We start from the raw sequence: 21,864 nt of genomic DNA on the forward strand, positions 1-21,864 counted from the left end.
ATATGGTTGCATGTTGATGGTGAGGTGTCTACCGTCGGGTGGCATGGAATCGCTGGCGTGGATACCGACCGCACCGCCCACCCTGGCCGCGTTGCTCGCACCGACGCTGCAGCCCGTGCCCGTGATCCCCGTGATCGCGTTGCTGCTCGCTGCCGCGTACGTGACCGGATGGCTGCGCATTCGGCTGCAACGCCGGCCGTGGCCGATGTGGCGGGGCGTGCTGTTCCTGACTGGCTGCGTTCTGCTTGCGGTCACGATGGGCGCCGGCATCGAGGGCTACGGCTTCGTGCTGTTCTCCGCGTTCATGTTCCAGCAGCTCACACTGATGATGACCGTTCCGCTGCTGCTCGTCCTCGGCGCACCGGGCACGTTGCTCCTCCGAGCGACACCGCATCGCGGCCCCGGTCGGCTGGTGTTGCAGTCGGCGATGTTCGGGCTGCGATCACGGATCGGACGGTTCCTGCTGCATCCCGGGTTCATGATTCCGCTGTTCCTGATCACCTTCTACGGCCTCTACCTCACCAGCGCCGCCGACGCGCTCCTCCAGACCTGGGCCGGACACGTCGGCCTCGAGCTCGCGTTCCTCGCCGCCGGAGTGCTCTTCACCGCTCCGCTGATTCCCACCGACCCGCTGCCACGCCGACAGGGGCACCTCGGCCGGCTGCTGGATGCGTTTCTGGAGATGCCGCTGCACGCGTTTTTCGGTGTCATCCTGATGATGGCGACCGTGCCGCTCGTGCCCGCATTCACTGACATCCCTGCCGCGTGGGGTATCACCGCCGTCGGCGACCAAGCGTTCGCGGGCGGGCTGGCATGGTCCTACGGAGAGGCACCCTCGCTCGCGTTGGTGCTGATCCTGATGACCAGCTGGTTCCGCCACGAATCTCGGAAGAGCCGGGAGCGGGACCGTGCGATCGATCGCGACGGCGACCCCGATCTGGACGCCTACAACGCGCACCTCGCACGGCTGCAAGGACGGACCATCCCACCCCACGAGCAGCACGGGTGACCCACCGGCACCGCACGTCCAGACGTCCGAACACGCCCAGCGAACTCACCTGTGGCGCTTGACAGGGTCCTGCACAATAGATGCGGCCGCACCGATCGGGCCATCCTCATCATGACGACGCTTCGCCACCTCCTCCCGCTCCGGCTGCTTCGCGCTGCCACCGCGGTGATCGCAGCCGTCCTGCTGCTGCTCGGCGCGATGACGTTGCAGAACCTGGCCGCGCACACGGACGACCCGGTGGCGAGCCTCACCGGCGCATCCACCGTGTCCGAACTGGAACAGGACACCTCCGGCGCCGCCCACGTGGACCAGCACGAAGGCGTCAGCGGCATCTTCTGCGCACTGCTGGGACTGGCGGCGCTGGTGATGAGTGCCGGCCTCGTCCTGGCGCTGCTTGCGCACGACCTCCGCCGTCCGTTGTTCTCCTTGTCGCGGGTACTCGCCAGACTGCGACCGCGGCTCATCCGACAGGACCAGACAGCGGTATCGCTGACGGTCCTGTCGATCGCACGCGTCTGATTCTCCTTCCGGACGACCCCGCTCCCTGGGGTCGTCGACTGCGTCTTGCCCGCTCAACGGAAGCCTTCTTGCAGACCTGTGACGAACCAGACCGCTCTCCTGCCCGATCCCCCAACTCCCCTCACGCGCCGCGCAGCCCTCGACGCTGAACGCCTCGCCCAGCGAGCACGCGCCCCCCGGCAGCTCCGACACCGACCCCTTCCCCGTCCGCGCATCGTCACGGGCTCCCCCACTCGCCCGAGGAGGGCTCTCTCCTCGCAGTTGGTGATAACGAGTGCAGCAGCAGCCGTCGTGCTCTTTGCAACTGCCGCACTGCCTGGGCCGGCAACGGCATCCGTGGCCGCGCCGGCGACGATCCTCGCCCCCGGCGTGACCGGTCAGAGCCTCCAGGTGGCGGCTGCGGCGTTGGACCCCACCGTTCAGCGCGACTCCTTCACCGTCAGCACCCCGGCAGTGGTCAGCAGCACACCGGGTACTGCAACCGGTCAGGTGGGCGCCGTCACCGGCGGGGGTGATGTTCGCTGGCCGTTCCCCGGTCCGGTGCCGCAGAGCTCCGGCTTCGGGTATCGCATTGCGCCATGCGCCACCTGCTCAACAGCGCATCAGGGCCTCGACCTCACCCCCGGAGCTGGCACCCCCATCGGCGCCGTCGCGGATGGCGTGGTCCGCGTCTCCGGTCGGCATTCGGAGTTCGGGCAGTACGTGATCATCGACCACCAGGTCGGCGGGCAGCTCGTGTCCACGCTGTACGCCCACATGATCATCGGTTCGTCCCCGCTCCGGACGGGGCAACGCGTCGCTGTCGGCGACCGGGTGGGGCTTGTCGGGTCTTCCGGTCGCAGTACCGGAGCGCACCTGCACCTCGAGGTGCATCAGGGCGGCGCCACTCCCATCGACCCGGAAGCGTGGCTGCGCAGCAATGCTGGCCGCAACTTCTAACAGGAAGGCACTCGTGCGACTTCGCACCCTTATCGCAACCCTCATCCCGGCAACTGTGCTCGCCACGGCACTGACCATGGCTGCCCCGGCAAGTGCGCACGACGCCCTCGCATCAGCAACGCCCGCCGCCGACACCACCATCAGCGGCGACCTCAACGCGGTCACCCTGACGTTTTCGGAGCAGCCGTTGGCGGGGCTGGAATCCGGACTGGTGATCAGCGTCATCGGGCCCTACGGGTCCGAAGTCACCACGGGCACGCTGAACGTCGACGGCAGCACCCTCACCAAACCCGTCGATGTCGCTGCCCCCGGCACGTACAAACTCGCCTGGCGCAGCGTCTCCGTCGATGGGCACCCGATCTCCGGCGGCTACCAGTTCACCTCCACCGGCAGCACCGCATCCGCAACCCCGACAGCCTCAGCCGCACCGTCGACACCCGCAGCAACCGCCTCCCCGACCGCAACAGGAACAGCAACAGCCCAGGGCGGCAGCGCGAAGGACACCAGCCCGGCGATCTGGGCACTTGGCGGTCTGACCGGGCTGTTCGTCCTCGCGGTCGTCGGGATCCTGCTCATCACCCGCCGCCGCCCGAAGGCCCCCGAATGATGCGGCGCACCACGCTCGCCGCGGCCACCATCATCGGGATCGTCATCGCTGCGCTGCCCGCAGCACCCGCGGCGGCAGCAACGGCACCGAGCTGGGCAGACGTCCTCCGCGCTCGAGGCGACGAAGCGGCCGCCTCCCGGCAGGCCGAGCAGATCGCCGCGCTCGTCGCGGAACTCGAAGAAACGACCGCGACGGCCAAGGCGAACGCTGCCGCCCGCGGACGCGAGCTGCAAGTCGCTCAGGACGCCGCTGACACTGCGGCTGGCCGCTTCGACACGCTCACCGCGCAGGCCGACGAAGCACGAGCGGATGCCGCCGGCGCGGAGGAGCAGATCGCGTCCTGGTCGGCGTATCTCTCCCGGTCGGCAGGACGCGATCTCACGGTGAGTATTACGGCGGACACTGACGATCTCCTCTCCCGTCTGGGCACAGCGTCCAAGGTCACCGACACCATGAACACCGCCCTCGGCGACGCCGCTACCAAGGCTGGGACCGCGACGGCGTTGAGCAAGCAAGCGAAGGCCGCCAAGCGCAAGCGGGACCAGCTCCGGAACACCGCTGCCGGCGCCTTCACGGCCGCGTCGACGGCCGCCACTGCCGCTGCCGCTGCGGAGGCCACCCAGCGCAGCCGACAGCGGGAACTCACCGACCAGCTTGCGGTGCTCCGCAATCGGACGCTGAGTACGGAGGCGGCGTACACGGAGGCTGAGCGGCGCCGCGCTGCAGCCGCGCGAGCCGCCGCGGCGGCTGCTGCAGCACAAGCTGCGCAGAACCGTCCGCAGACCCCGTCGAACCCCGGGGCCGTTTCCGCATCGGGATGGACGATGCCGATCACGTCGTACAGCTCGTACCAGGCGTACGGCAACCGGCTGCACCCGGTCCTTGGCTACTACCGCCTCCACGCGGGCGATGACTTCGGAGCCGCATGTGGCACGGGCCTCTACGCCGCGTCCGCCGGCACCGTCACCTACGCCGGCCCCTACGGCGGCTACGGAAACCTCATCACCATCGACCACGGCGGCGGCGTCACCACCAACTACGCGCACATGTTCACCGCCGGCGTGCAAGTCACCGTCGGACAGCGCGTCAACGCCGGACAGAAAATCGCGGAAGTCGGCAACGCCGGACTCTCCACCGGCTGCCACCTGCACTTCGAGGTGCGGCAGGGCGGCACCGCGACCCCGCCAACCCCGTTCCTCAACGGCAAGGGCGCCTGATGGGGTCCATACGGACGACCTGGTCAGCCGTGCAGGTAATCGTCCTCACGATCGCCGTCGCCGCCTGCAGCGTGATGCTGCTCCGTGACGGCCCAGGACCGGGCAGCGTCTACGTGATCGGCGCGGTCTGCTTCGGTTTCGCCCTCATCGGCCACATCACCGTCCTCCTCCTCGCACGTTCCGCTCGGGGCCGCGCCCCCAATCCCCACTCAACAAAGGGACCCCATGACTCGTAGCACCCGCATCGGTGTCGTATCCGGCCTCATCGCCGGCGCACTCGTCCTCATCGTTACCGCCGTCTTCATCATCCGCGCCAACGTTCCCTCAGCGCCAACCGCAGCAACGGCGGCGTCTTCGAGCCCAACCGGTGCCGTGACGCCAACACGGGTGCTCGGCCCTCCCGGCAAGGGCGCCGTGACCGTCGTCGAATTCCTCGACTTCGAGTGCGAAGCCTGCGCGGCGTTCTACCCCTACGTCGAGGAGCTCCGCCAGAAGTACAAGGGCGACGTCACCTTCGGATTCCGATACTTCCCCCTCCCCGGCCACGGCAACTCCCGCACTTCCGCCGCCGCCGTCGAAGCCGCCGCCCAGCAGAACAAGGTCGAAGACATGTACCAGCGGATGTACGAGACGCAGAAGGAGTGGGGCGAGCGAGGCACCGACTCGCAGGCCGAACGGTTCCGCGGTTACGCAGAAGACCTGGGCCTGAACATGAGCCAATACGACCGCGACGTCACCAGCAAAGCAGTGCTTGAGCGCATTCAGCGGGACGTTGATCTCGGTACGACACTCGGCGTGAACAGCACACCTACGTTCTTCATCAACGGCGAATTGGTTCCCCTGCAGACCTACACGGACCTGGAAGCTGCTGTGGCAGACGCGGTACAGGAAACACGATGACCGGCCTCCGAGTGCGGCGCCGAGGAGTCGCCGTGACGGCGGCAGCAATCGCGGTGATGCTGCTGGCTGGGTGTGCCGGCGGTCAAACCGGTGCGCTGAGCTCCCAGTACCGCGGCGGCGAAACGAAGAACTACGTGTCCGGCGACGGCACCGTGACGCAGGTGCCAACATCCAACCGGGGCACACCGGTGCGCTTCGACGAGACCGCGACGGACGGCACGCAACTGAGCAGCGAGGATCTCCGCGGGCAGGTTGTCGTCCTCAACTTCTGGTACGCCTCCTGCCCGCCGTGCCGCGCTGAAGCGAAGCACCTCAACACGGTCGCCGAACGCTTCGAAACCCAAGACGTGCAGTTCATCGGCGTAAATGTCCGCGACGCTCAGGGCACCGCAGAAGCCTTCGAACGCCGCTTCAACGTGACCTACCCATCGATCCTCGACGCTGACACCGGTCGCATGCAACTCGCGCTCTCCGGCGAAGTGGCGCCAAACGCTGTCCCCACCACGATCGTCCTCGACACCCGCGGGAGGGTCGCCGTGCGGATCCTCGGAGCCATCGGCGGACCGGGAACCCTCGCCACACTCATCGAAGACGAGCTCACCCGGACATGAGTAGCAGCAGCCCTCCACACCACCCAGCCGGCGCAGAACGCGGCTCCACCTCTCGGCGGGGACGCGCTTTCGCGACGGTGGTCGGGGTTGGGGTGCTCGTCGCGGCGGTTGATCAGCAGACCAAACTGTGGGCGCTCTGGCACCTCGACCCCCACCGGCCCATTCCAATCCTCGGCGACTTGGTCGGCCTGCAATTGGCGTTCAACCGTGGAGCGGCATTCTCCCTCGCCGAAGGACGAACCTGGATACTCTCCGTCCTCGCAGCACTCGTGGTGGCCAGCCTGCTGGTGTGGGCAGCGACCGGCCTCCGGCTCATCATCGCCGTCGGCGTCGGCTGTCTAGTCGGCGGCGCAGCCAGCAACCTTAGCGACCGGCTCACCCGCGGGAAAAACCTCGGCGAAGGCGCCGTTGTCGACATGATCAACTACGCCGACATCGCAATCGGCAACGTCGCGGACATTGCGATCCTCGTCGGCGTCATCATCCTCGCGATCACGTTCGCTCGATCCCCAACGCCCCGAACCACGCGTGGCACCGCCGGCACTTCCAACGCCGACGATCCGACTGAACCTGAGAACCGGGAACTTCGTTGACGTTGCAAGAGACCGTCTTCAGTGGGCAGATGCTGGCCGCTGTTCCGATTGCCATGCTCGCCGGACTGATCTCCTTCGCCTCACCGTGCGTCCTCCCCCTTGTGCCCGGATACCTCGGCTATGTCAGCAGCTCCGCGACCGCCGTCACAACGCGTCGCACCCTCGCCGGCGCCACACTCTTCGTCGTCGGGTTCGGACTGGTCTTCATCGCGTACGGTGCAGCGTTTGGCGCCGCTGGCGCATGGCTCGTCCGATGGCAGGACCTCGTCATCCGCCTTCTCGGAGTCGTCGTCATCATCATGGGAGCCGCGTTCATTGGGCTCTTCCGTCCGCTCCAACAGACCGTTCGAACGGCATGGAGACCGCGACCCGGTCTCCTCGGAGCACCGCTGCTGGGAGCAACGTTCGGATTGGGCTGGACGCCCTGCTTCGGCCCCACCCTCGCCACCATCACCGCTCTCAGCCTCGACTCCGGTACAGGACTCCGCGGCGCAGCCCTCGGCTTGGCCTACTGCCTAGGCCTCGGCATCCCGTTCATCATCATTGCTGCCGGCTTCGGCTGGGCCAGCCGAACAGTGAAGTACCTACGGAACCACATCCGGGCGGTCAATCTCCTCGGCGGATGCATCCTCATCGCTACCGGAATCGCGATGCTCACCGGGATGTGGAGCCTCATCATGACCATCCTGCAAGGGGTGGTCGCGAACACACCAGTCGTTCTGTAGTCCCCCGGAACTTCCCACACCCGGACCGTGACGAGCACAGCAGCATGCAGTGCGTAATCGCCGACGGCATCGGGGCGACTGCCCATCAGTCCTAGGAAGCCGCGGCGCTGTTGAGGGTTAGCGCGTTGGTGCGGCGATCAGGCCGGCGAGGGTGTCGAGGGCGCCGGGAACGAGGGAGAAGTACGCCCAGGTGCCGCGCTTCTCACGGTGGAGGATCCCGGCGTCGACGAGGACCTTCAAATGGTGGGACACGGTCGGCTGGGACAGGCCGAGCGGTTCCTGCAGGTCGCACACGCATGCCTCGGACCCGTCGTGCGCTGCGACCATCGAGATCAGCCGCAAGCGGGCCGGGTCGGCGATCGCCTTCAGCGACTTCGCGAGGACCTCGGCGGATGCCTGGTCCATCGCCTCGGTCGTGACGGGCGAGCAGCACGCAGTGACGTCCTGAATGGGAAGCAGCTCGATCGTCATGACCTCATCCTCCCACGGACTTCGACACGCGTCTATATTTGCGCACATCGATATCGACGTGCTTCGATGTAGCTGCCGGCTCTCGGCTCCCGCTCGATCCGTGAAGGACCAGCCTGATGACTCACCTCCTCGCCGTCGGCGGCAGCGACGCCGGCATCGCCGCAGCACTCCGCGCCCGCGAACTCGACCCGACCACCGACGTGACGGTGGTGCTCGCCGACGAGTTCCCGAACTTCTCCATCTGCGGCATCCCGTACTGGGTGTCCGGCGACGTCGCCACGGAAGCGTCCCTCGCGCACCGCACCCGCACCGATCTTGAGGCTGCCGGCATGACTGTGCGTTCTTCGACGTGGGCCTCGGCCGTCGACGTCGATCGCCGCCGACTCTCCGTCACGGGCCCCGCCGGGGAAGAGCAGATCGCTTACGACGAGCTGCTGATCGGCACCGGCGCCGAGCCGGTGCGCCCGGCCGGGGTCCCGTTCGGGGAACCGGGCATCCACCTGCTGCACTCCATGACCGACGCCGAGCAGGTCGTCGCTGCCCTCGAGCTGCTGCCGGCGGGGAGCCGGGTCGCGGTCGTCGGTGCCGGGTACATCGGCCTGGAGATGACCGAGGGCCTCGTCGCCCGTGGGTTCGACACGACGCTGATCCAGCGCGGTCCCGAAGTGCTCTCCACCCTCGACCCCGAACTCGGTTCCCTCGTCACCGCCGAGGTCCGCCGCCACGGCGCGACCGTGCTGACGGGGTCCACTGTCACCGGGATCACACCGGCAGACGGTGGACAGTGGCGCGTCGCCACCAGCTCGACCTCTGGCGACGCGGAGGGCACGTTCGCCCTCGTCGTGGTCTGCGTCGGCGTCCGTCCCGTCACGGGACTCGCCGTAGCCGCTGGAGCGCAGCTGGGCCAGGCTGGCGCGATCGTGGTCGACGCGTCCATGCGGACCGGGGTGCCGCACGTGTGGGCTGCCGGTGACTGCGTCGTGACGCACCACCGGCTTCTCGGCACGACGTGGCTGCCGCTCGGGACGACGGCGCACAAGCAGGGTCGCGTCGCCGGGGAGAACATGCTCGGCGGCTCGAAGACGTTCGCCGGTTCGGTGGGGACGCAGGTGGTGAAGGTGTTCGACCTCGTCGCCGCCCGCACCGGCCTCCGCCAGCACGAAACCAGCCCGCTCGAGGTGCCGCCGCTGACTCGGGTGACGGTGGCGGATGACCACAAGCGGTACTACCCGGGCGCCGTCCCGCTGACGATCAGCGTCACCGGCGACCAGACCACCGGTCGGCTCCTCGGCGCGCAGATCGTCGGGCAGCGCACCGCGGAGATCAGCAAGCGCATCGACACGTTCGCCACCGCCCTCCACGCGGAACTCACCGTCGACGACGTGATCGATCTCGACCTCAGCTACACGCCGCCGCTCGGGTCCCCGTGGGACGCTGTGCAGGTCGCCGCGCAGGGCTGGGAGCGCGCCGCGGCCGCGAACCAGGCCGGGGTGACTGCCTGATGGTGATGGCTGTGCTCGCTGCGGCGATCTTCGTCGCGACGCTCGTGGTGGTGATCTGGCAGCCCAAGGGCTTCCCGATCGGCTACACCGCGCTCATCGGCGCCGTCATCGCCCTCGCCACCACCGTCGTCGGCCTCTCCGACATCCCGACCGTGGTCGGGATCGTGTGGAACGCGACACTGACGTTCGTCGCGGTGGTGCTGATCTCGTTGATCCTCGACGAGGCCGGGTTCTTCGAGTGGGCTGCCCTCCACGTCGCCCGTTGGGGCCGCGGCAACGGACGGCTGCTGTTCGTGCTGATCGTCGGCCTCGGCGCCGTCATCGCGGCGGTGTTCGCCAACGACGGGGCCGCGCTGATCCTCACCCCAATCGTCGTCGGCATGCTCCGGGCCCTGAACATGCCGCAGAAGGCGGCGCTCGGGTTCATCCTCGCCACCGGGTTCATCGCCGACACCGGCAGCCTGCCGCTGGTGGTGTCGAACCTGGTCAACATCGTCTCCGCCGACTACTTCCACCTCGGCTTCGCCGAGTACGCGGCCGTCATGATCCCCGTCGGCATCGTCTCCGTCCTCGCCTCCCTCGGCATGCTGCTGCTCTACTTCGGCAAGAGCATCCCGAAGCGGTACGACGTCCTCGCCCTCACCAGCCCCGCCGCCGCGATCACGGACCGGGCGACGTTCCGCACCGGCTGGGTCGTCCTGGCACTGCTGCTGGTCGGCTACTTCGCCGCCGACCCCCTCGGCGTCCCGCTCGCGGCCGTCGCCGGTGTCGGGGCGGTCGTCATCGTCGCCGTGGCGGCCCGGCAGCCCGCGTTCCTCTTCGCCCGGGCCGAGGCAGCGCCGGTCCTCGTCAGCACCCGCGGCACCGCCACCGTCACCGCCGGCGGCACCGAACCAAGTGCAGCGTCGGGGCGGGTGATTCCGGTGTGGAAGACGATCCGGGAGGCGCCGTGGCAGATCGTGCTGTTCTCCATCGGCATGTACCTCGTCGTCTACGGCCTCCAGAACCAGGGGCTCACTGACCACCTCGCGAAGCTGTTCGACGTGTTCGGTGACCACGGGGTCCTCGTCACCGCGCTCGGCGTCGGGTTCACCATCGCGATCCTCGCGTCCCTGATGAACAACATGCCCACCGTCCTCATCGCCGCCCTCGCCATCGGCGGCGCCGGCGCGACCGGCCTCACCCACGAGGTGATGGTCTACGCCAACGTCATCGGCTCCGACCTCGGCCCGAAGATCACCCCCATCGGGTCCCTCGCGACCCTGCTGTGGTTGCACGTGCTGGAGAAGAAGGGCATCCACATCGGGTGGGGGCAGTACTTCCGCACCGGCATCGTCCTCACCATCCCCGTTCTCGCCGTCACCCTCGCCGCCCTCGCCGGCTGGCTCACCCTCATCCGCTGAACCCGGAAAGACACACACCCATGAGTGACAAGCCCACGATCCTGTTCGTCTGCGTCCACAACGCCGGGCGGTCCCAGATGGCCGCCGGGTACGCCCAGGCCCTCGGTGGCGACCGCGTCGAGGTTCTCTCCGCCGGCTCCGAGCCGAAGGACCAGATCAACCCGGTCGCGATCCAGGCGATGGCCGAAGACGGCATCGACATCGCCGGCAACCAGCCGAAGATCCTCACCACCGACGCGGTCCGGGAATCCGACGCCGTCATCACCATGGGCTGTGGCGACGCCTGCCCGATCTTCCCCGGCAAGCGGTACGAGGACTGGGACCTCACCGATCCTGCCGGTCGCGGCATCGAGGACGTCCGCCCCATCCGGGACGACATCAAGCACCGCGTCCAGACGCTCCTCGCCGAGCTGCTGCCCACCGAAGCAACCGCGTAACGACCAGGAAGCCGCAGATCATGACGCTCACCCTCACTGTCCCACCACGGACTGACGCGGACCGCCTCACCGGACTCCCCGTTGCCGTCATCGGCGCCGGCCCCGTCGGGCTCGCTGCCGCCGCGCACCTCCTCGATCAGGGCCTCGATGTCGTGGTCTACGAAGCTGGCCCGACGGTCGGGACGAGCGTTCGCGCGTGGGGGCACACTCGACTGTTCTCCCCGTGGCGGTACGTCATCGACCCCGCCGCCCAGCGACTCCTGGAAGCCACCGGCTGGGAAGCACCCCGTGCGTCATCTCTGCCCACTGGCCAGGACCTCGTCGACACGTACCTGGCGCCCCTCGCGGCGACCCCGCAGCTCGCACCGGTGATCCAGTACGGCACCCGCGTGGAAGCGGTGTCACGGCAGGGCATGGACCGCACCCGCTCCACCGGCCGCGCAGACACCCCATTCCTGCTCCGCCTCCACACCGCCGACGGCGTCACTGACGTGACTGCGCGTGCGGTCGTCGACACCTCGGGCACCTACACGTCCCCGAACCCCCTCACTGCCGCTGGCCTCGTACCGGCCGCGGATCTCGGCGACCGGGTCGTCCACGCACTGCCCGACGTCCTCGGCGCCGACCGTGACCGGTTCGCGGGGAAGCGGGTCCTCGTCGTCGGTGCCGGCCACTCCGCCGCGAACACCCTCATCAAGCTCGCCAGCCTCGCCAAGATCGCGCCGAGTACCGACGTGCTGTGGGCTGTCCGGAACGCCGGCACAGCCCGGCTCGGCGCCGACGCCGCAGACGGGCTCGCCGCCCGCGGGCAGCTCGGGTCCACCGTCCACGGGCTCGTCGAGTCCGGTCAGGTGCAGCAGATCGCCTCGTACGAGATCGACGACGTCCGCGCCGACGGCGACCAGGTCACCGTCACCGGCCGTCGCGCCGGAGAGCCCTTCGCGGTGACCGTCGACGTCATCGTGAACGCGACCGGGTTCCGGCCCGACCTCGACATGCTCCGCGAGATCCGCCTCGGCCTCGACGACATCGTCGAAGCACCCCGAGCCCTCGCGCCGCTCATCGACCCGAACCTGCACTCCTGCGGCTCCGTCCCTCCGCACGGTGTCGCCGAGTTGGCGCACCCAGAGCCGAACTTCTTCATCGCCGGCATGAAGTCCTACGGCCGCGCCCCCACCTTCCTGCTCCTCACCGGCTACGAGCAAGTCCGCTCCATCGCCGCTGAACTCGCTGGCGACCACACCGGAGCCCGATAGCTCGAACTCGTCCTCCCCGAAACGGGCGTCTGCTCCTCCGACATCGGTGGCAGCTCCTGCTGCACCACCCCAGCCGTCACCGGCACTCCTGCCGCTGACGAGGCTGCGTGCTGCACTCTGCCGGAGCCGGCCACTGACAGCACCTCGTGCTGCACCAACTGACCGGACTCGCGCCCATGACCACGAAGCCGACCGTCCTGTTCATCTGTAAGCACAACGCCGGACGCTCCCAACTCGGCGCCGCCCTCCTCGAAATCGCGGCCCCCGGCCGGTACACGGCCACCTCCGCCGGCATCACCCCGGCCGACGAGGTGAACCCCTCGATCGCCGCGACCGTGGGCGAGCTCGGCCTCGACATCACCGGACGCGTCCCCCGGCGAGTGACGCCCGACCTGCTCGAACAGGCGGACATCGTCGTCCTCATGAAGCCCGGTCTCGAACTCCCCGCCGAACCACGCGGGACAGTCCTCGAGTGGTCGTTCCCCGACCCCACCTCCTGGTCACCGGCAGACGTGCGACCGATGCGGAACGCCGTCGCGGAACGCATCGAACGAGAGCTCCTGCAGCCGTAGCGACCGGCCTACCCGACACCAAGCGAAGCCAGAAGCACGACACAGAACGAAGCTGCTCACACATCTGAGACAGACAGAACTGCGTCAAGGACAGGCTCTGACCACTCGTCCGTTGAAGGACCGGCGGTTTCAAGGGGTCGTTGCTACGGGTGGTTGTTTTGGGTCCGAGAGTAGCTGTTCGAATGCTTCTGCAGGGCTGCGGTAGTCGAGGGTCTTGCGGGGGCGGCCGTTGAGTTCAGCCGCGACTTCGAGGAGCCGTTCCGGGCTGTGGATGCTGAGGTCGGTGGACTTCGGGAAGTACTGCCGGAGCAGCCCGTTGGTGTTCTCGTTTGAGCCGCGCTGCCAGGGTTTGTGGGGGTCGCGGAAGTAGATCGCGAGGTCCGTGGCGAGGGTGATGTCTTTGTGTCGGGCAAGCTCGGTGCCTTGATCCCACGTCAACGACCGGCGCAGATGCTCGGGCAGGGTCTGGATGGTGGGGATCATCGCGTCACGGACCGCGTCGGCGCTGTGCCCGTTGGGCAAATGCAGCAGCATCACGTAGCGGGTGGTGCGTTCGACGAGGGTGCCGATCGCGCTGCGGGCGTTGATCCCGACGATCAGGTCGCCTTCCCAGTGGCCGGGAACGGCCCGGTCGTCGGCCTCGGCGGGGCGTTCGCTGATCAGGATCATGTCGCGGATCTTCGACCACGACGCTTGCCGACGTTCACCGCGGTGCCGGCGGAGGGCTCGGCCGGTGCGGAGGTGTTTGTGCAGGTCAGCGCGCAGGTGGCCGCGGCCTTGGACGAAGAGGGACTGGTAGATCGTCTCGTGGGACACGTGCATCTCCGGCCGGTCGGGGAATGTCCTAGCCAGGTCATCACGGATCTGCTCCGGGGACCAGTTCCGCACCAACCGCAGCTCGACCTGCAGAGCGAGCTCCAGCCGGTCGAGTTTCCGCGGTTTCGGGCGTCGCGCACGAGCACGGCATTGCTTCTCAGCCGAGTACGGCCGGTAGGTTCCGCCAGCCGCTGCGTTCCTGGTGAGCTCGCGGCTGATCGTCGACGGCGACCGACCGAGTGCTTTGGCGATCGCGCGCACGCCCTCACCGTCCTGGCGTAGGTCTGCGATCTGGAGCCGCTCTTCTTGGCTGAGGTACCTGTCGGAGCGGGGCGTGTTGGCGAACGGGTTCCGTCCGCCGGCTGCTTTGACCCATCGGTATCCCTGACGTCGGTCCACGCCGACAGCATCACAGGCCGCCGTGCGTCCGAGACCCTGTCTCAATAGCTCCCAGAACCGCGCCTCTCGGGCACGGTGGTCCAGCCTCGATCCCATCTGCAACACTCCAATTCACGGTGGTGTTGCAACGACCGGCTGAACCCACGATCGGCTAGTGAGACGGTCCGCCGCCTGTCGTGCGACTGCTTAGAACGCCCTCGACGATCCAGCACACCAGGCCGATCACGATCAGCGCACTACCGATCCAGATCGGGGTGGGGCGGCCACACTCCCGTGGGCTTCTAGGCAGATCAGCGGCTGCCATTTCCGCCGCCGGCCGACAGCACTCGCCAAGTCGCGGAAGCCTTGGCGGCAGACAAACAAGGAGCGGAACAGACAGTTTGAGGCACTTCGAGACACTTTCGCTCCCCTCTTCACAACAACAACCCTGCCTGCTGCCGCAAGCCGACGAACCGCGAGAACATCCCGTGGAACGCCATCGCGATGGTGTGGGTTGGGCCGACGGATCGCTCTGCCCGCAGCCGATTCGGGTAGCCGCTCCCCCGCTGCCGGCTGGTTGCAAGCCTCGCCGTCGCTCACGACGTGCCCGGTGCTGACACGTTGAGGCGAACGAGTAGTGGGGCTGCGGTCGACGGCGCAGCTAGCGGGTCTCCGCGCTGCGCGGGGTCCGCTTCCGTCCGGTGGTCGTCCCTGCCGGGCGGTTCCGCCACTGGCCTTCCTCTGACTTCTTCTTTGACCGCGGTGCCGAGCGGTGAGATGTGAGGGCGCAGTTGGGGCAGCCGGTCGCGTATTTGCAGGTGTGGTTGTCTGGCCGGACTGAGAATGCTCCGTGTTCGCTACAGTTCACGGTCACGTCGGTTCGCGCGTCCAAGTACACGACATCGGTGTAGTCGTACCGGTCGCCGTGCGTGGCCAGAGCCTTCGCAACGAATCGCTCGCGACGAATCTTCGCCTGAGCGTTGAACCCTCTGCAGTCTCGGCAACCCTGGCCACGCTGTGGGCCCCAGGGCGTTTCGCGGACTCGGCGGTGCTCGCGCGGGGTCTGCTCGAAGGGCCCATGGTCGGGGCAGATGATGGTGACCTTGGTGTCGCCGTTGACGTAGCCGAGTGGAACGTGCGCGTAGTCGTATCGGCCGTCGTGCAGCTTCGTCGCGAAGTCGATGAACTCGGCGGCTCGTTCTTCCCGGGTAGCGGTGCGGTAGTCCAAGGGGTCCTCCAGGAGTCGTTGTCCTGGAGCTATGCCGGCACGTCCGAACCAGCCGGGGAAGTCGGCTCGGACTCGTCCTTCGGGGTCGGGTTGCTCGACTTTTTGACGTTCTTCACGTCAAGGCGCGGCCGTCAGGCATAGCCGTGGCATGCCTTCGCTCCCTTCCGCCGTTCGAGCGGCGCTCCGCTCACCGAGTTCAACCGAGCACCTCGTCGTGCCGAACCAGGAGACCATCACGTCCGCGACCGCCCTGGGGCGGCCGATGGGCGCCGCGTTCGGCCGTCCGTTCCCACGTCAAGGTCCCGTCGAGCACTGCTCGCACGTCCAATGTTGGGAACCCGAGCCGCTCATCCTCGGGGACTCAACGCTCGGTGCCCGAAGCTCAAACCCAGACAACGGGACTCTTATCGCGCAGCTTCGCCCAGAGCCCCTCCACGCGATGCGGAAGTACCGGAGCCAGTCGGTTCCCACCGACCGGTGGGCCAACATCGAGCCGTTCGTGCTGGACGCTGTCGCGCTCGTCGCGCCCGCGTGTGCCTACCTCGCTGAGCGGCTGATGGTCGCGGTGACGCCGTACGTTGACTGGGTCGTCCACATCAACGGGATGCAGAAGGTCGCGAACGTGTTCCACCCGGTGCTGATCCGCCGGTACATCTCCCGCGACGACCTCCACCTCAAGGATAAGACGCTCCGCGACTACCGGTCCTTTCTGCTCCGGATCTCGGAGGTCGTCCTCCCCGACGAGGGACCGATCGAGTTTGCGCCGTTGAACGGGCAGTCCGTTACCGCCCCGTACACCGACCTCGAAATGAACCTGCTCGAGACCTGGGCGCTTGGGCAGTCGACGGCACTGCGACGTCGAGGTGCTGGCGCAGTCCTCGCCCTGGGAGCAGGTGCTGGGCTTGACCCGTGGGAGATGCAGCAGCTGCGGCGGAGCGACGTGCTCGTTGACCGTGACGGAGCGCTCGTCGACGTCCAGGGCGGAAGGCCGAGGTCGGTACCTGTGCTCGAACGATGGGAACAGCTCCTCATCGACTCCCTCGCGGACGTGCCGGACGACGCATGGGTGCTTGGCGGGGAGGACAGAAAGGCGACCTACAACTTCGTCACGCCGTTCATCAATCACACCGACTTCGGCAACGAGCCGAAGCCAGTCCCCACGCGAATGCGCGCTACGTGGATCACTACGCACCTCGCTGGCGGCACGCACGTCGGGGAGCTCATGGCTGCCGGCGGACTGCGCAAGCCGGAGCACTTGGTCACGTCCCTGCGGCACATTCCGACGATGGACGCTTCCGAGCACCGTCGACGGATCCTCGCTGAGGCTCGCGAAGTTCGGTAACGCCGTCAGAGGACCCGGAACCGTGCTGCCCGGAGCTGCTGTTCGCGTTCGGGCAGCAGGCGGCCGCGGGCGTGCTGGGCTCGTTGCTGGGCAACCCACCGTCCGATCGTCACCTCGGCAGGGTCGGTCGCGCGACGACGCGGCGGTCGCTGATGATCAACCCAGAACTGCTGGTGCGCGGCGAGCATCGACGACCACTGCGCGTCACGGGGGTTCCAGGCGAAGCCCGGCACCGCTTCAAGTCGTCGAACCTGGTACGAGCAGTAGCCGCCCGCAGCGCCGACCTGCCGGAAGTACGTAAGGGTGTCAACGAGGGTCTGTTCGGCGGTCGCAGGGCGAGGACGGGTCGAGTCGGCGCGGGGCATCCGTCCGTGCTTGTCGACGAAGTCGTCGAGGTCGTGCACTCGGTCGGTCCAGCGTCGTACGAAGGATTCAACCTCGACGGCGTCATCGGTGTCGGCGAGGTAGAACGCGACGCCGCGTCGTTGGTCGAGGGTGAGCGTCAGGGCTGACTGCGTTGCGTGGTCGGAGTACTCGGCGTGGAGCGCTGCGAGCGCCGTGGTCGGGGCGGGCATGTGGTCCTCTCCGAGGCCGGCGGTCGGCCTCGGAGGGGGTATGCGCGGAACGGGCGTGATCTTGGAGGACGCGCGGGTCGCGGACGAGCGGGGTCCGCAAACAGGACCAATCCGGCCGCGAAGATCACTACGTTTTCTGAGTCCCCGAAGCAGAGAGCCGCCCGGATCGCATGCACATCGCGAGCGTCACGCGTACGACGCCGACGTCACCGTCGCGTGCGCAAGCAAGCGGCGACACGCCCGGCATCACGCGTCCGTTCGCATCGGCGGCGGTACCCGCCGATCCGTGCGGGCACGCGGATCGGCAGGCAACGAGATCAGAATCTGGAGCGCTTTCCCACAGCTCATCTCACTGCGCCTGCATAGGCCGGGCATGCCTAGCCAGATCCTCCGCTCGTTGCGTCAGTACATCGCCGCGATGCTGCGCGCCCTCTTGTCGTTCCTCGCACGCGGAGGAACACTGGTGAAGTACGTCGCGACGTTCGCGGACGACCGATGGAGCGTTGTCCGGGACTTCGTAGTCAGCGCAGTGGCCGACGCGGCAGCATCCATTGCTCAGCCCGCCGACCGGCTCATCGTCGTTGCGGCACCGTTCGTCGACTGGGTCATCAACGTCAACGGATACCCGGCGAAGACCGCCGTCGTGTTCCACCCCGTCATCATCCGGCGCTACATCACCCGGACCGACGTCACCTGGTCGGACACCACGCGTCGCACGTACCGGTCCGCTCTGATGCGCATGTCCGAGGTCCTCGTCGGCGAGGTGCCGCTGGAGTTCGCGCCGACGGCTCCGCAGAACACCGCAGCACCCTACGACGACCTCGACCTGCACCTCCTCGAGAGCTGGGCGACGGGCCAGTCGACCGCGGCACGACGGCGCAGCGCCGGCGTCGTCCTCGCGCTCTGCGCTGGAGCGGGGCTCAAAGCGAACGAGCTCCTCCAGGTCCGCCGCCGCGACATCGTCGCTGACGCCGAGGGTGTCCTCGTCACCGTCACGGCGGGAGCCCGGACCGTTCCGCTCCTGGCCCGATTTGAGACGCTCCTGCTCAACTCCATTGCCGAGGTCGAGCCGGAGCACTGGGTATTCGGGTCGCCGAAGCGGGTCAAGCACGGCATCAGTACGCTCACCACGTTCCTCTACGACACAGACCGCGGCAACGAACCAGGTCCCGTCACCACCCGCATGCGGAACACCTGGCTCATCACCCACCTCATTGCCCGCACCGACATGCGCGCTCTCATGACCGCCGCCGGCGTCACGAAGTTCGAACACCTCGACCAACTCGTCGCCCATGTCCCGGCACTGGACACCGACTCCTACCGAAGCCAGCTCCGCGCGGAGGTGGCACGATGACCGCGCCGCTTCCCAAGCACCACGACTACGAAGATGCTGAGCGATTCATGCTCGAAGCCTTCGGTGTGCCTATGGGGAAGTACATGCGCGTCGGCGAAGTGGTTCCACTCGAACTCGCTGTCCACGAGGCGGTTCTCCTGTTCAGCCGCGCAGCGATTGAAGAACGAGTGATGGAGTGGCGGCGTGAGGAACGTCGCTCGAATCGAGGACGTCGCGCACTCTTCTCAGAAGCAAGCCTTCTGAAGTTGATGTTCGTGACGATGCGAGCTCGACGAAGCGTCAGCATCAAGAAGATGACCGAAGTCGCGATGTCCTTGACCGTTCGGCAACGCGAAGCCGTTGGCATCCTTCATTTCTCTCCGCACCAGGCTACGCAGTACCGCCGCCTCTGGGAGGCGATCCAGCGCCTGCGAACCCTCACTGACCGACACCCCGGCAAGCGGGGCGAGCGAATGCTGAAGAAGGACTACGACCTCCTCGTCGCGAGTCGAGAGCGTAAGCAGATGGCCAAACGGCACGCGCGAATGCTCGAGCTCACGAACCTCCTCATTGACGGCTCGGTCAACTTCCTGCCGAGGGACGTCCGCCGACGGTTCAAGGGCGCTGTCGCCATCGACGCCACCTTTGCGGAGGTCTCCGGCAGCCAGAAGGGTGACAAGACAATCGGCCCGAACGATACGGTTTCGGTGAACTTCGACTGCGGGTGGTACACGCGCGATGGCGATCACGACGGGTCCGGAGTCAAGAAGAGCAAGCGCAAGTTCGGCTGGGAGGTCGAGTTCGCGGTCATGACTCGCGACCCTGCTGAAAGCGACTTCACATACCCGCTCCTGTTCCTCGCGACCAGCGGGCACAAGCCGGGCAAGACTCGCGGACACGGGCTGCACCTCTACAACTCGATGCGCTCGCGCGGAATCGACGTCAAGACACTCATCGGCGACCGCGCGTACTTCCCCGGCGCCCGAGTTCAGGACCTCCAAGGGCCGCTCGCGAAAGCTGGCGTCAAGGTCGTTATGGACTACAAGACGACCGAACTCGGCATCCAGGCGTCCTACAACAGCAAAGACGGCCGTCACAAGCTCATCATGGTGGGCGGCAACTGGTACATGGCATGCATGCCCTCAACCCTCGTCTTCCTCGAACAAACTCACCAGGCACGACTTGCCGCCATTGAAGAGTTACCGGAAGAAGCGCAAAGCGCCGCTCGCGCTGAGGCCGAGGCACTCGCGACGAAGCGTCGAAACTCGCGCAGCAAGTACCATCTGAAGCCGCGCAGCAACTTCGACCAGACGGGCGCCCGGCAGTACACCTATCCCACGTTCAAGAGCGATGAGGTCGAGTTCGATCCCGAATCCGGCGAAGTCGTGGAACTCAAAGTGCCTGGGAAGACCGTCAAGGTCCCGGGCAACCTCAGCAATCGCCCGGGTGTGTTGAATCAGCGCCACCTGAAGTACCACCAGGAGTTCGAGTACGGTTCCGACGAGCAGCGTGCCTGGTTCGGCCAGCGCAACAATGTCGAGAACGGCAACTCGCGCCTCAAAGACGCCGATCGCGAAGCCCTCGGAGTGGCTATGAAGCGTCGCGTCCGCGGACCCTGGTTTGTCGAGCTCGCTGCCGCTTTTGCAGCTGCAAGCGCAAACCTCGCTCGCATCATCGAGTGGCTGAAGGAGCGACTGAGCCTCGCGCCCATCAACCGCATGAACAACACCAGCCCCGCCCTGTTCGAGGCCGGCCTGAGCACCCTGACCCTCGACGAGCACGACTCTCGAAACGGCTTCAACGCAATCGCGCAGCTACCAGAGTTCCAACTACTGGACTGACGAGCCCGCGCCTCCAAACTTCATAGACCCTGAACTCCCCCTCGCCACGTCCGGCAGGGGGTATTCGTCGTTCCTCGAAGCGAACGCAGACCAAGGCACGCGTCGCGGTACGCTCCCCAGCGGTCGTCGGGACAGGACGAGCGACCCTGGGAGCGGAGCTGAACGCGGTTTTCCACCTCGGCCTGCTGTCACGCCCGAATATTCCGACTGAGATCGCCGAAAACTCCGAACACCCCTCCGCTCCGCCTCCAGGATTCGAACCCGGACCTCACGGCACCAAAGGCCGTCGTGCTGCCGTTACACCAAGGCGGAACGCACCCGGCGGGGTGGAGCCCACCCGGTGCCCGTCCATCCTCCCATGCCGACCGTGCTGGCCGTGCGCTCCCGGTTCGGCCAAGATGGAGGGATGCCGCCAGAGGACGAGGTCGATCGGATCGTCGCGGCGTGGGGTCGCGAGCGTGACGACCTCGACTTCGCCCCGCTCGAGGTGTTCTCGCGCGTGGACCGGCTCGCACGGCACCTCGACCGAGCCCGGCGTGTGGCGTTCGACGCGAGTGGGGTCGAGCCGTGGGAGTTCGACGTGCTGTCGGCACTCCGGCGTGCTGGTGAGCCGTACGAGCTCAGCCCGAAGACCCTGCTGCAGCAGACACTGGTGTCGAGCGGCACGATGACGAACCGCGTCGACCGGCTCGCGGCCCGCGGGCTCGTCAGCCGCCGCACCGACCCGCGCGACGGCCGGGGCATCCTCGTCGCGCTGACCGCGAAGGGGCGGACGGCGGTGGACGCGGCCATCGCGGACCTGCTCGAGGCCGAGCGGTCGGTCCTCGCCGAGGTCTCCCCGTCCGAGCAGGCGCAGCTCGCGGGGCTCCTCCGGCGGCTCATCCTGGGGCTCGGCGACTGATCGACCACGCGGACGGGGGGAATCCTCGACCGTTTCCCGGTCCACTACGGTGGCGGCATGGACGCGGGGCGGGTCATCCTGGGGGCTGCGACGGCGGCGGCGTTCGTGCTTGCCGCCGGGTTCACGGTCGTCGTCGGGCAGGGGACCACCGAGACGCCCGTGGTCGACGAGGGCGGCATCTGCGGCACGCTCCCCGCCGGGAGCACCTCCGCGGCGGCGTGGTTCCTCGTCCCGCTCCGCAACGACTCGGACGTTCCCGTCCGTTTCGACGACCTGCGACCGCTCGACGTCCGGGGCGTCGGCCTGTCGCACCTCGCCGTCGCGGTGCACCCGGGCTCGACTGCCCCGACGCTGATCGTGGGCGACGACGAGTCGACGGCGCCAGCCGAGTTCAGCCGGACCGTCCCGGCTCCTCGGAGTGCGGCGGTGGCCCCCGGCGGCGTCCTCGCCGTCGTCGGCCGGATCGAACTGCGCTCCGACTCGGGTGCCGGAAGGGTCCGCGGCATCGTCGCGCGCGGCAGTGGACTGCTCGGCGTACCGGTCATCGCGACGAGCGGGACGGCGTTCGGCATCGGGATCGGCCGTGGTCACCCCGAAGCCGACATCGGCTGCCCGGGCACGTGACGCCTGTGTGCGGCAGGGCTCGGCACGACCGGGGTCACGCGGAACCGCGGACGCCGCCGAAACGG

Annotated in this window: 24 protein-coding genes and 1 tRNA gene; 19 read left to right on the forward strand and 6 right to left on the reverse strand. The window is 67.6% G+C overall.

From position 1 onward, the window contains the following. Positions 1–43: 43 nt before the first annotated feature. From Csp2054_RS01480 to Csp2054_RS01500, 5 genes are all read left to right on the forward strand, one after another. Positions 44–1,009 (forward strand): cytochrome c oxidase assembly protein, encoded by a 966-nt coding sequence (locus tag Csp2054_RS01480; protein WP_096897513.1) that lies wholly within the window; start codon positions 44–46, stop codon positions 1,007–1,009. A gap of 111 nt (positions 1,010–1,120) precedes the next feature. Further along, entirely contained in the window at positions 1,121–1,528 is a 408-nt protein-coding gene (locus tag Csp2054_RS01485) for a hypothetical protein (RefSeq protein ID WP_141399075.1), read from the forward strand. A gap of 291 nt (positions 1,529–1,819) precedes the next feature. Then, positions 1,820–2,467, forward strand: a complete 648-nt coding sequence (locus Csp2054_RS01490) for a M23 family metallopeptidase (RefSeq protein WP_175349924.1) — start codon at positions 1,820–1,822, stop codon at positions 2,465–2,467. Positions 2,468–2,480: 13 nt separating this feature from the next. Next, positions 2,481–3,074, forward strand: a complete 594-nt coding sequence (locus Csp2054_RS01495) for a copper resistance protein CopC (protein WP_175349923.1) — start codon at positions 2,481–2,483, stop codon at positions 3,072–3,074. Then, on the forward strand, positions 3,071–4,291 hold the full coding sequence (locus tag Csp2054_RS01500) for a M23 family metallopeptidase (protein ID WP_246328688.1): 1,221 nt from the start codon (positions 3,071–3,073) through the stop codon (positions 4,289–4,291). The genes Csp2054_RS01495 and Csp2054_RS01500 overlap by 4 nt, the downstream gene beginning before the upstream one ends. Before the next feature lie 23 nt (positions 4,292–4,314). Here the strand turns inward: Csp2054_RS01500 and Csp2054_RS18425 are convergent, their stop codons facing one another. Next, a complete protein-coding gene (locus Csp2054_RS18425; RefSeq protein WP_255252560.1) occupies positions 4,315–4,446 on the reverse strand; it encodes a hypothetical protein in 132 nt (43 codons plus the stop codon). 70 nt (positions 4,447–4,516) lie between these two features. On the opposite strand from Csp2054_RS18425, the gene Csp2054_RS01510 reads away from it, so the two are divergent. From Csp2054_RS01510 to Csp2054_RS01525, 4 genes are all read left to right on the forward strand, one after another. Continuing rightward, positions 4,517–5,191: a DsbA family protein gene (locus tag Csp2054_RS01510; protein ID WP_096897519.1), complete on the forward strand. Its 675-nt coding sequence runs from the start codon at positions 4,517–4,519 to the stop codon at positions 5,189–5,191. 32 nt (positions 5,192–5,223) lie between these two features. Continuing rightward, positions 5,224–5,802, forward strand: a complete 579-nt coding sequence (locus Csp2054_RS01515) for a TlpA disulfide reductase family protein (RefSeq protein ID WP_255252561.1) — start codon at positions 5,224–5,226, stop codon at positions 5,800–5,802. Between the two features lie 92 nt (positions 5,803–5,894). Continuing rightward, the gene (locus tag Csp2054_RS01520; protein WP_175349921.1) at positions 5,895–6,395 is read left to right on the forward strand and encodes a signal peptidase II; all 501 of its coding nucleotides are present in this window, start codon (positions 5,895–5,897) and stop codon (positions 6,393–6,395) included. Between the two features lie 29 nt (positions 6,396–6,424). Then, positions 6,425–7,120, forward strand: coding sequence for a cytochrome c biogenesis CcdA family protein (locus tag Csp2054_RS01525; RefSeq protein ID WP_096897645.1), 696 nt, complete (start codon positions 6,425–6,427; stop codon positions 7,118–7,120). A 117-nt stretch (positions 7,121–7,237) separates the two neighbouring features. On the opposite strand, the gene Csp2054_RS01530 is transcribed toward Csp2054_RS01525, so the two are convergent. Further along, complete coding sequence (locus Csp2054_RS01530) at positions 7,238–7,591, reverse strand: ArsR/SmtB family transcription factor (RefSeq protein WP_096897522.1); 354 nt, start codon at positions 7,589–7,591, stop codon at positions 7,238–7,240. A gap of 116 nt (positions 7,592–7,707) precedes the next feature. Here Csp2054_RS01530 and Csp2054_RS01535 point away from each other — a divergent pair, with 116 nt between their 5' ends. From Csp2054_RS01535 to Csp2054_RS01555, 5 genes are all read left to right on the forward strand, one after another. After that, positions 7,708–9,093 carry an FAD-dependent oxidoreductase gene (locus Csp2054_RS01535; protein WP_096897523.1) on the forward strand — a complete coding sequence of 462 codons (1,386 nt, stop codon included), beginning with the start codon at positions 7,708–7,710 and terminating at the stop codon, positions 9,091–9,093. Positions 9,094–9,098: 5 nt separating this feature from the next. Next, entirely contained in the window at positions 9,099–10,496 is a 1,398-nt protein-coding gene (locus Csp2054_RS01540) for an arsenic transporter (RefSeq protein ID WP_096897646.1), read from the forward strand. A 20-nt stretch (positions 10,497–10,516) separates the two neighbouring features. Continuing rightward, complete coding sequence (locus tag Csp2054_RS01545; protein ID WP_096897524.1) at positions 10,517–10,933, forward strand: arsenate reductase ArsC; 417 nt, start codon at positions 10,517–10,519, stop codon at positions 10,931–10,933. Between the two features lie 20 nt (positions 10,934–10,953). After that, a complete protein-coding gene (locus Csp2054_RS01550) occupies positions 10,954–12,189 on the forward strand; it encodes an FAD-dependent oxidoreductase (RefSeq protein WP_317951502.1) in 1,236 nt (411 codons plus the stop codon). Between the two features lie 176 nt (positions 12,190–12,365). Beyond that, on the forward strand, positions 12,366–12,761 hold the full coding sequence (locus Csp2054_RS01555; protein ID WP_096897525.1) for a low molecular weight phosphatase family protein: 396 nt from the start codon (positions 12,366–12,368) through the stop codon (positions 12,759–12,761). A gap of 129 nt (positions 12,762–12,890) precedes the next feature. Here Csp2054_RS01555 and Csp2054_RS01560 read toward each other — a convergent pair whose 3' ends face one another. Together Csp2054_RS01560 and Csp2054_RS17610 are read right to left on the reverse strand one after the other, a co-directional pair. Continuing rightward, positions 12,891–14,072 (reverse strand): IS30 family transposase, encoded by a 1,182-nt coding sequence (locus Csp2054_RS01560; protein ID WP_096897647.1) that lies wholly within the window; start codon positions 14,070–14,072, stop codon positions 12,891–12,893. Positions 14,073–14,616: 544 nt separating this feature from the next. Further along, positions 14,617–15,183, reverse strand: coding sequence for a hypothetical protein (locus Csp2054_RS17610; protein WP_141399077.1), 567 nt, complete (start codon positions 15,181–15,183; stop codon positions 14,617–14,619). A gap of 214 nt (positions 15,184–15,397) precedes the next feature. Here Csp2054_RS17610 and Csp2054_RS01570 point away from each other — a divergent pair, with 214 nt between their 5' ends. Continuing rightward, positions 15,398–16,525, forward strand: coding sequence for a hypothetical protein (locus tag Csp2054_RS01570; protein ID WP_096897527.1), 1,128 nt, complete (start codon positions 15,398–15,400; stop codon positions 16,523–16,525). 5 nt (positions 16,526–16,530) lie between these two features. Here Csp2054_RS01570 and Csp2054_RS01575 read toward each other — a convergent pair whose 3' ends face one another. Continuing rightward, on the reverse strand, positions 16,531–17,100 hold the full coding sequence (locus tag Csp2054_RS01575; protein ID WP_096897528.1) for a helicase associated domain-containing protein: 570 nt from the start codon (positions 17,098–17,100) through the stop codon (positions 16,531–16,533). Between the two features lie 373 nt (positions 17,101–17,473). On the opposite strand from Csp2054_RS01575, the gene Csp2054_RS01580 reads away from it, so the two are divergent. Then, positions 17,474–18,454 carry a hypothetical protein gene (locus Csp2054_RS01580; RefSeq protein WP_141399079.1) on the forward strand — a complete coding sequence of 327 codons (981 nt, stop codon included), beginning with the start codon at positions 17,474–17,476 and terminating at the stop codon, positions 18,452–18,454. Further along, positions 18,451–20,274: a hypothetical protein gene (locus Csp2054_RS01585; RefSeq protein WP_096897530.1), complete on the forward strand. Its 1,824-nt coding sequence runs from the start codon at positions 18,451–18,453 to the stop codon at positions 20,272–20,274. Before Csp2054_RS01580 ends, Csp2054_RS01585 begins: the two co-directional genes overlap by 4 nt. Positions 20,275–20,514: 240 nt before the next feature. Here Csp2054_RS01585 and Csp2054_RS01590 read toward each other — a convergent pair. Continuing rightward, a tRNA-Gln gene (locus tag Csp2054_RS01590) sits at positions 20,515–20,586 on the reverse strand. Positions 20,587–20,680: 94 nt separating this feature from the next. Between Csp2054_RS01590 and Csp2054_RS01595 the strand changes: the two genes are divergently transcribed. Together Csp2054_RS01595 and Csp2054_RS01600 are read left to right on the forward strand one after the other, a co-directional pair. Continuing rightward, complete coding sequence (locus Csp2054_RS01595) at positions 20,681–21,175, forward strand: MarR family winged helix-turn-helix transcriptional regulator (protein ID WP_096897531.1); 495 nt, start codon at positions 20,681–20,683, stop codon at positions 21,173–21,175. Between the two features lie 57 nt (positions 21,176–21,232). Then, positions 21,233–21,799 (forward strand): hypothetical protein, encoded by a 567-nt coding sequence (locus Csp2054_RS01600; RefSeq protein WP_096897532.1) that lies wholly within the window; start codon positions 21,233–21,235, stop codon positions 21,797–21,799. Positions 21,800–21,864: the final 65 nt, after the last annotated feature.

The sequence above is a fragment of the Curtobacterium sp. 'Ferrero' genome (assembly GCF_002412165.1).
GTDB lineage: Bacteria > Actinomycetota > Actinomycetes > Actinomycetales > Microbacteriaceae > Curtobacterium.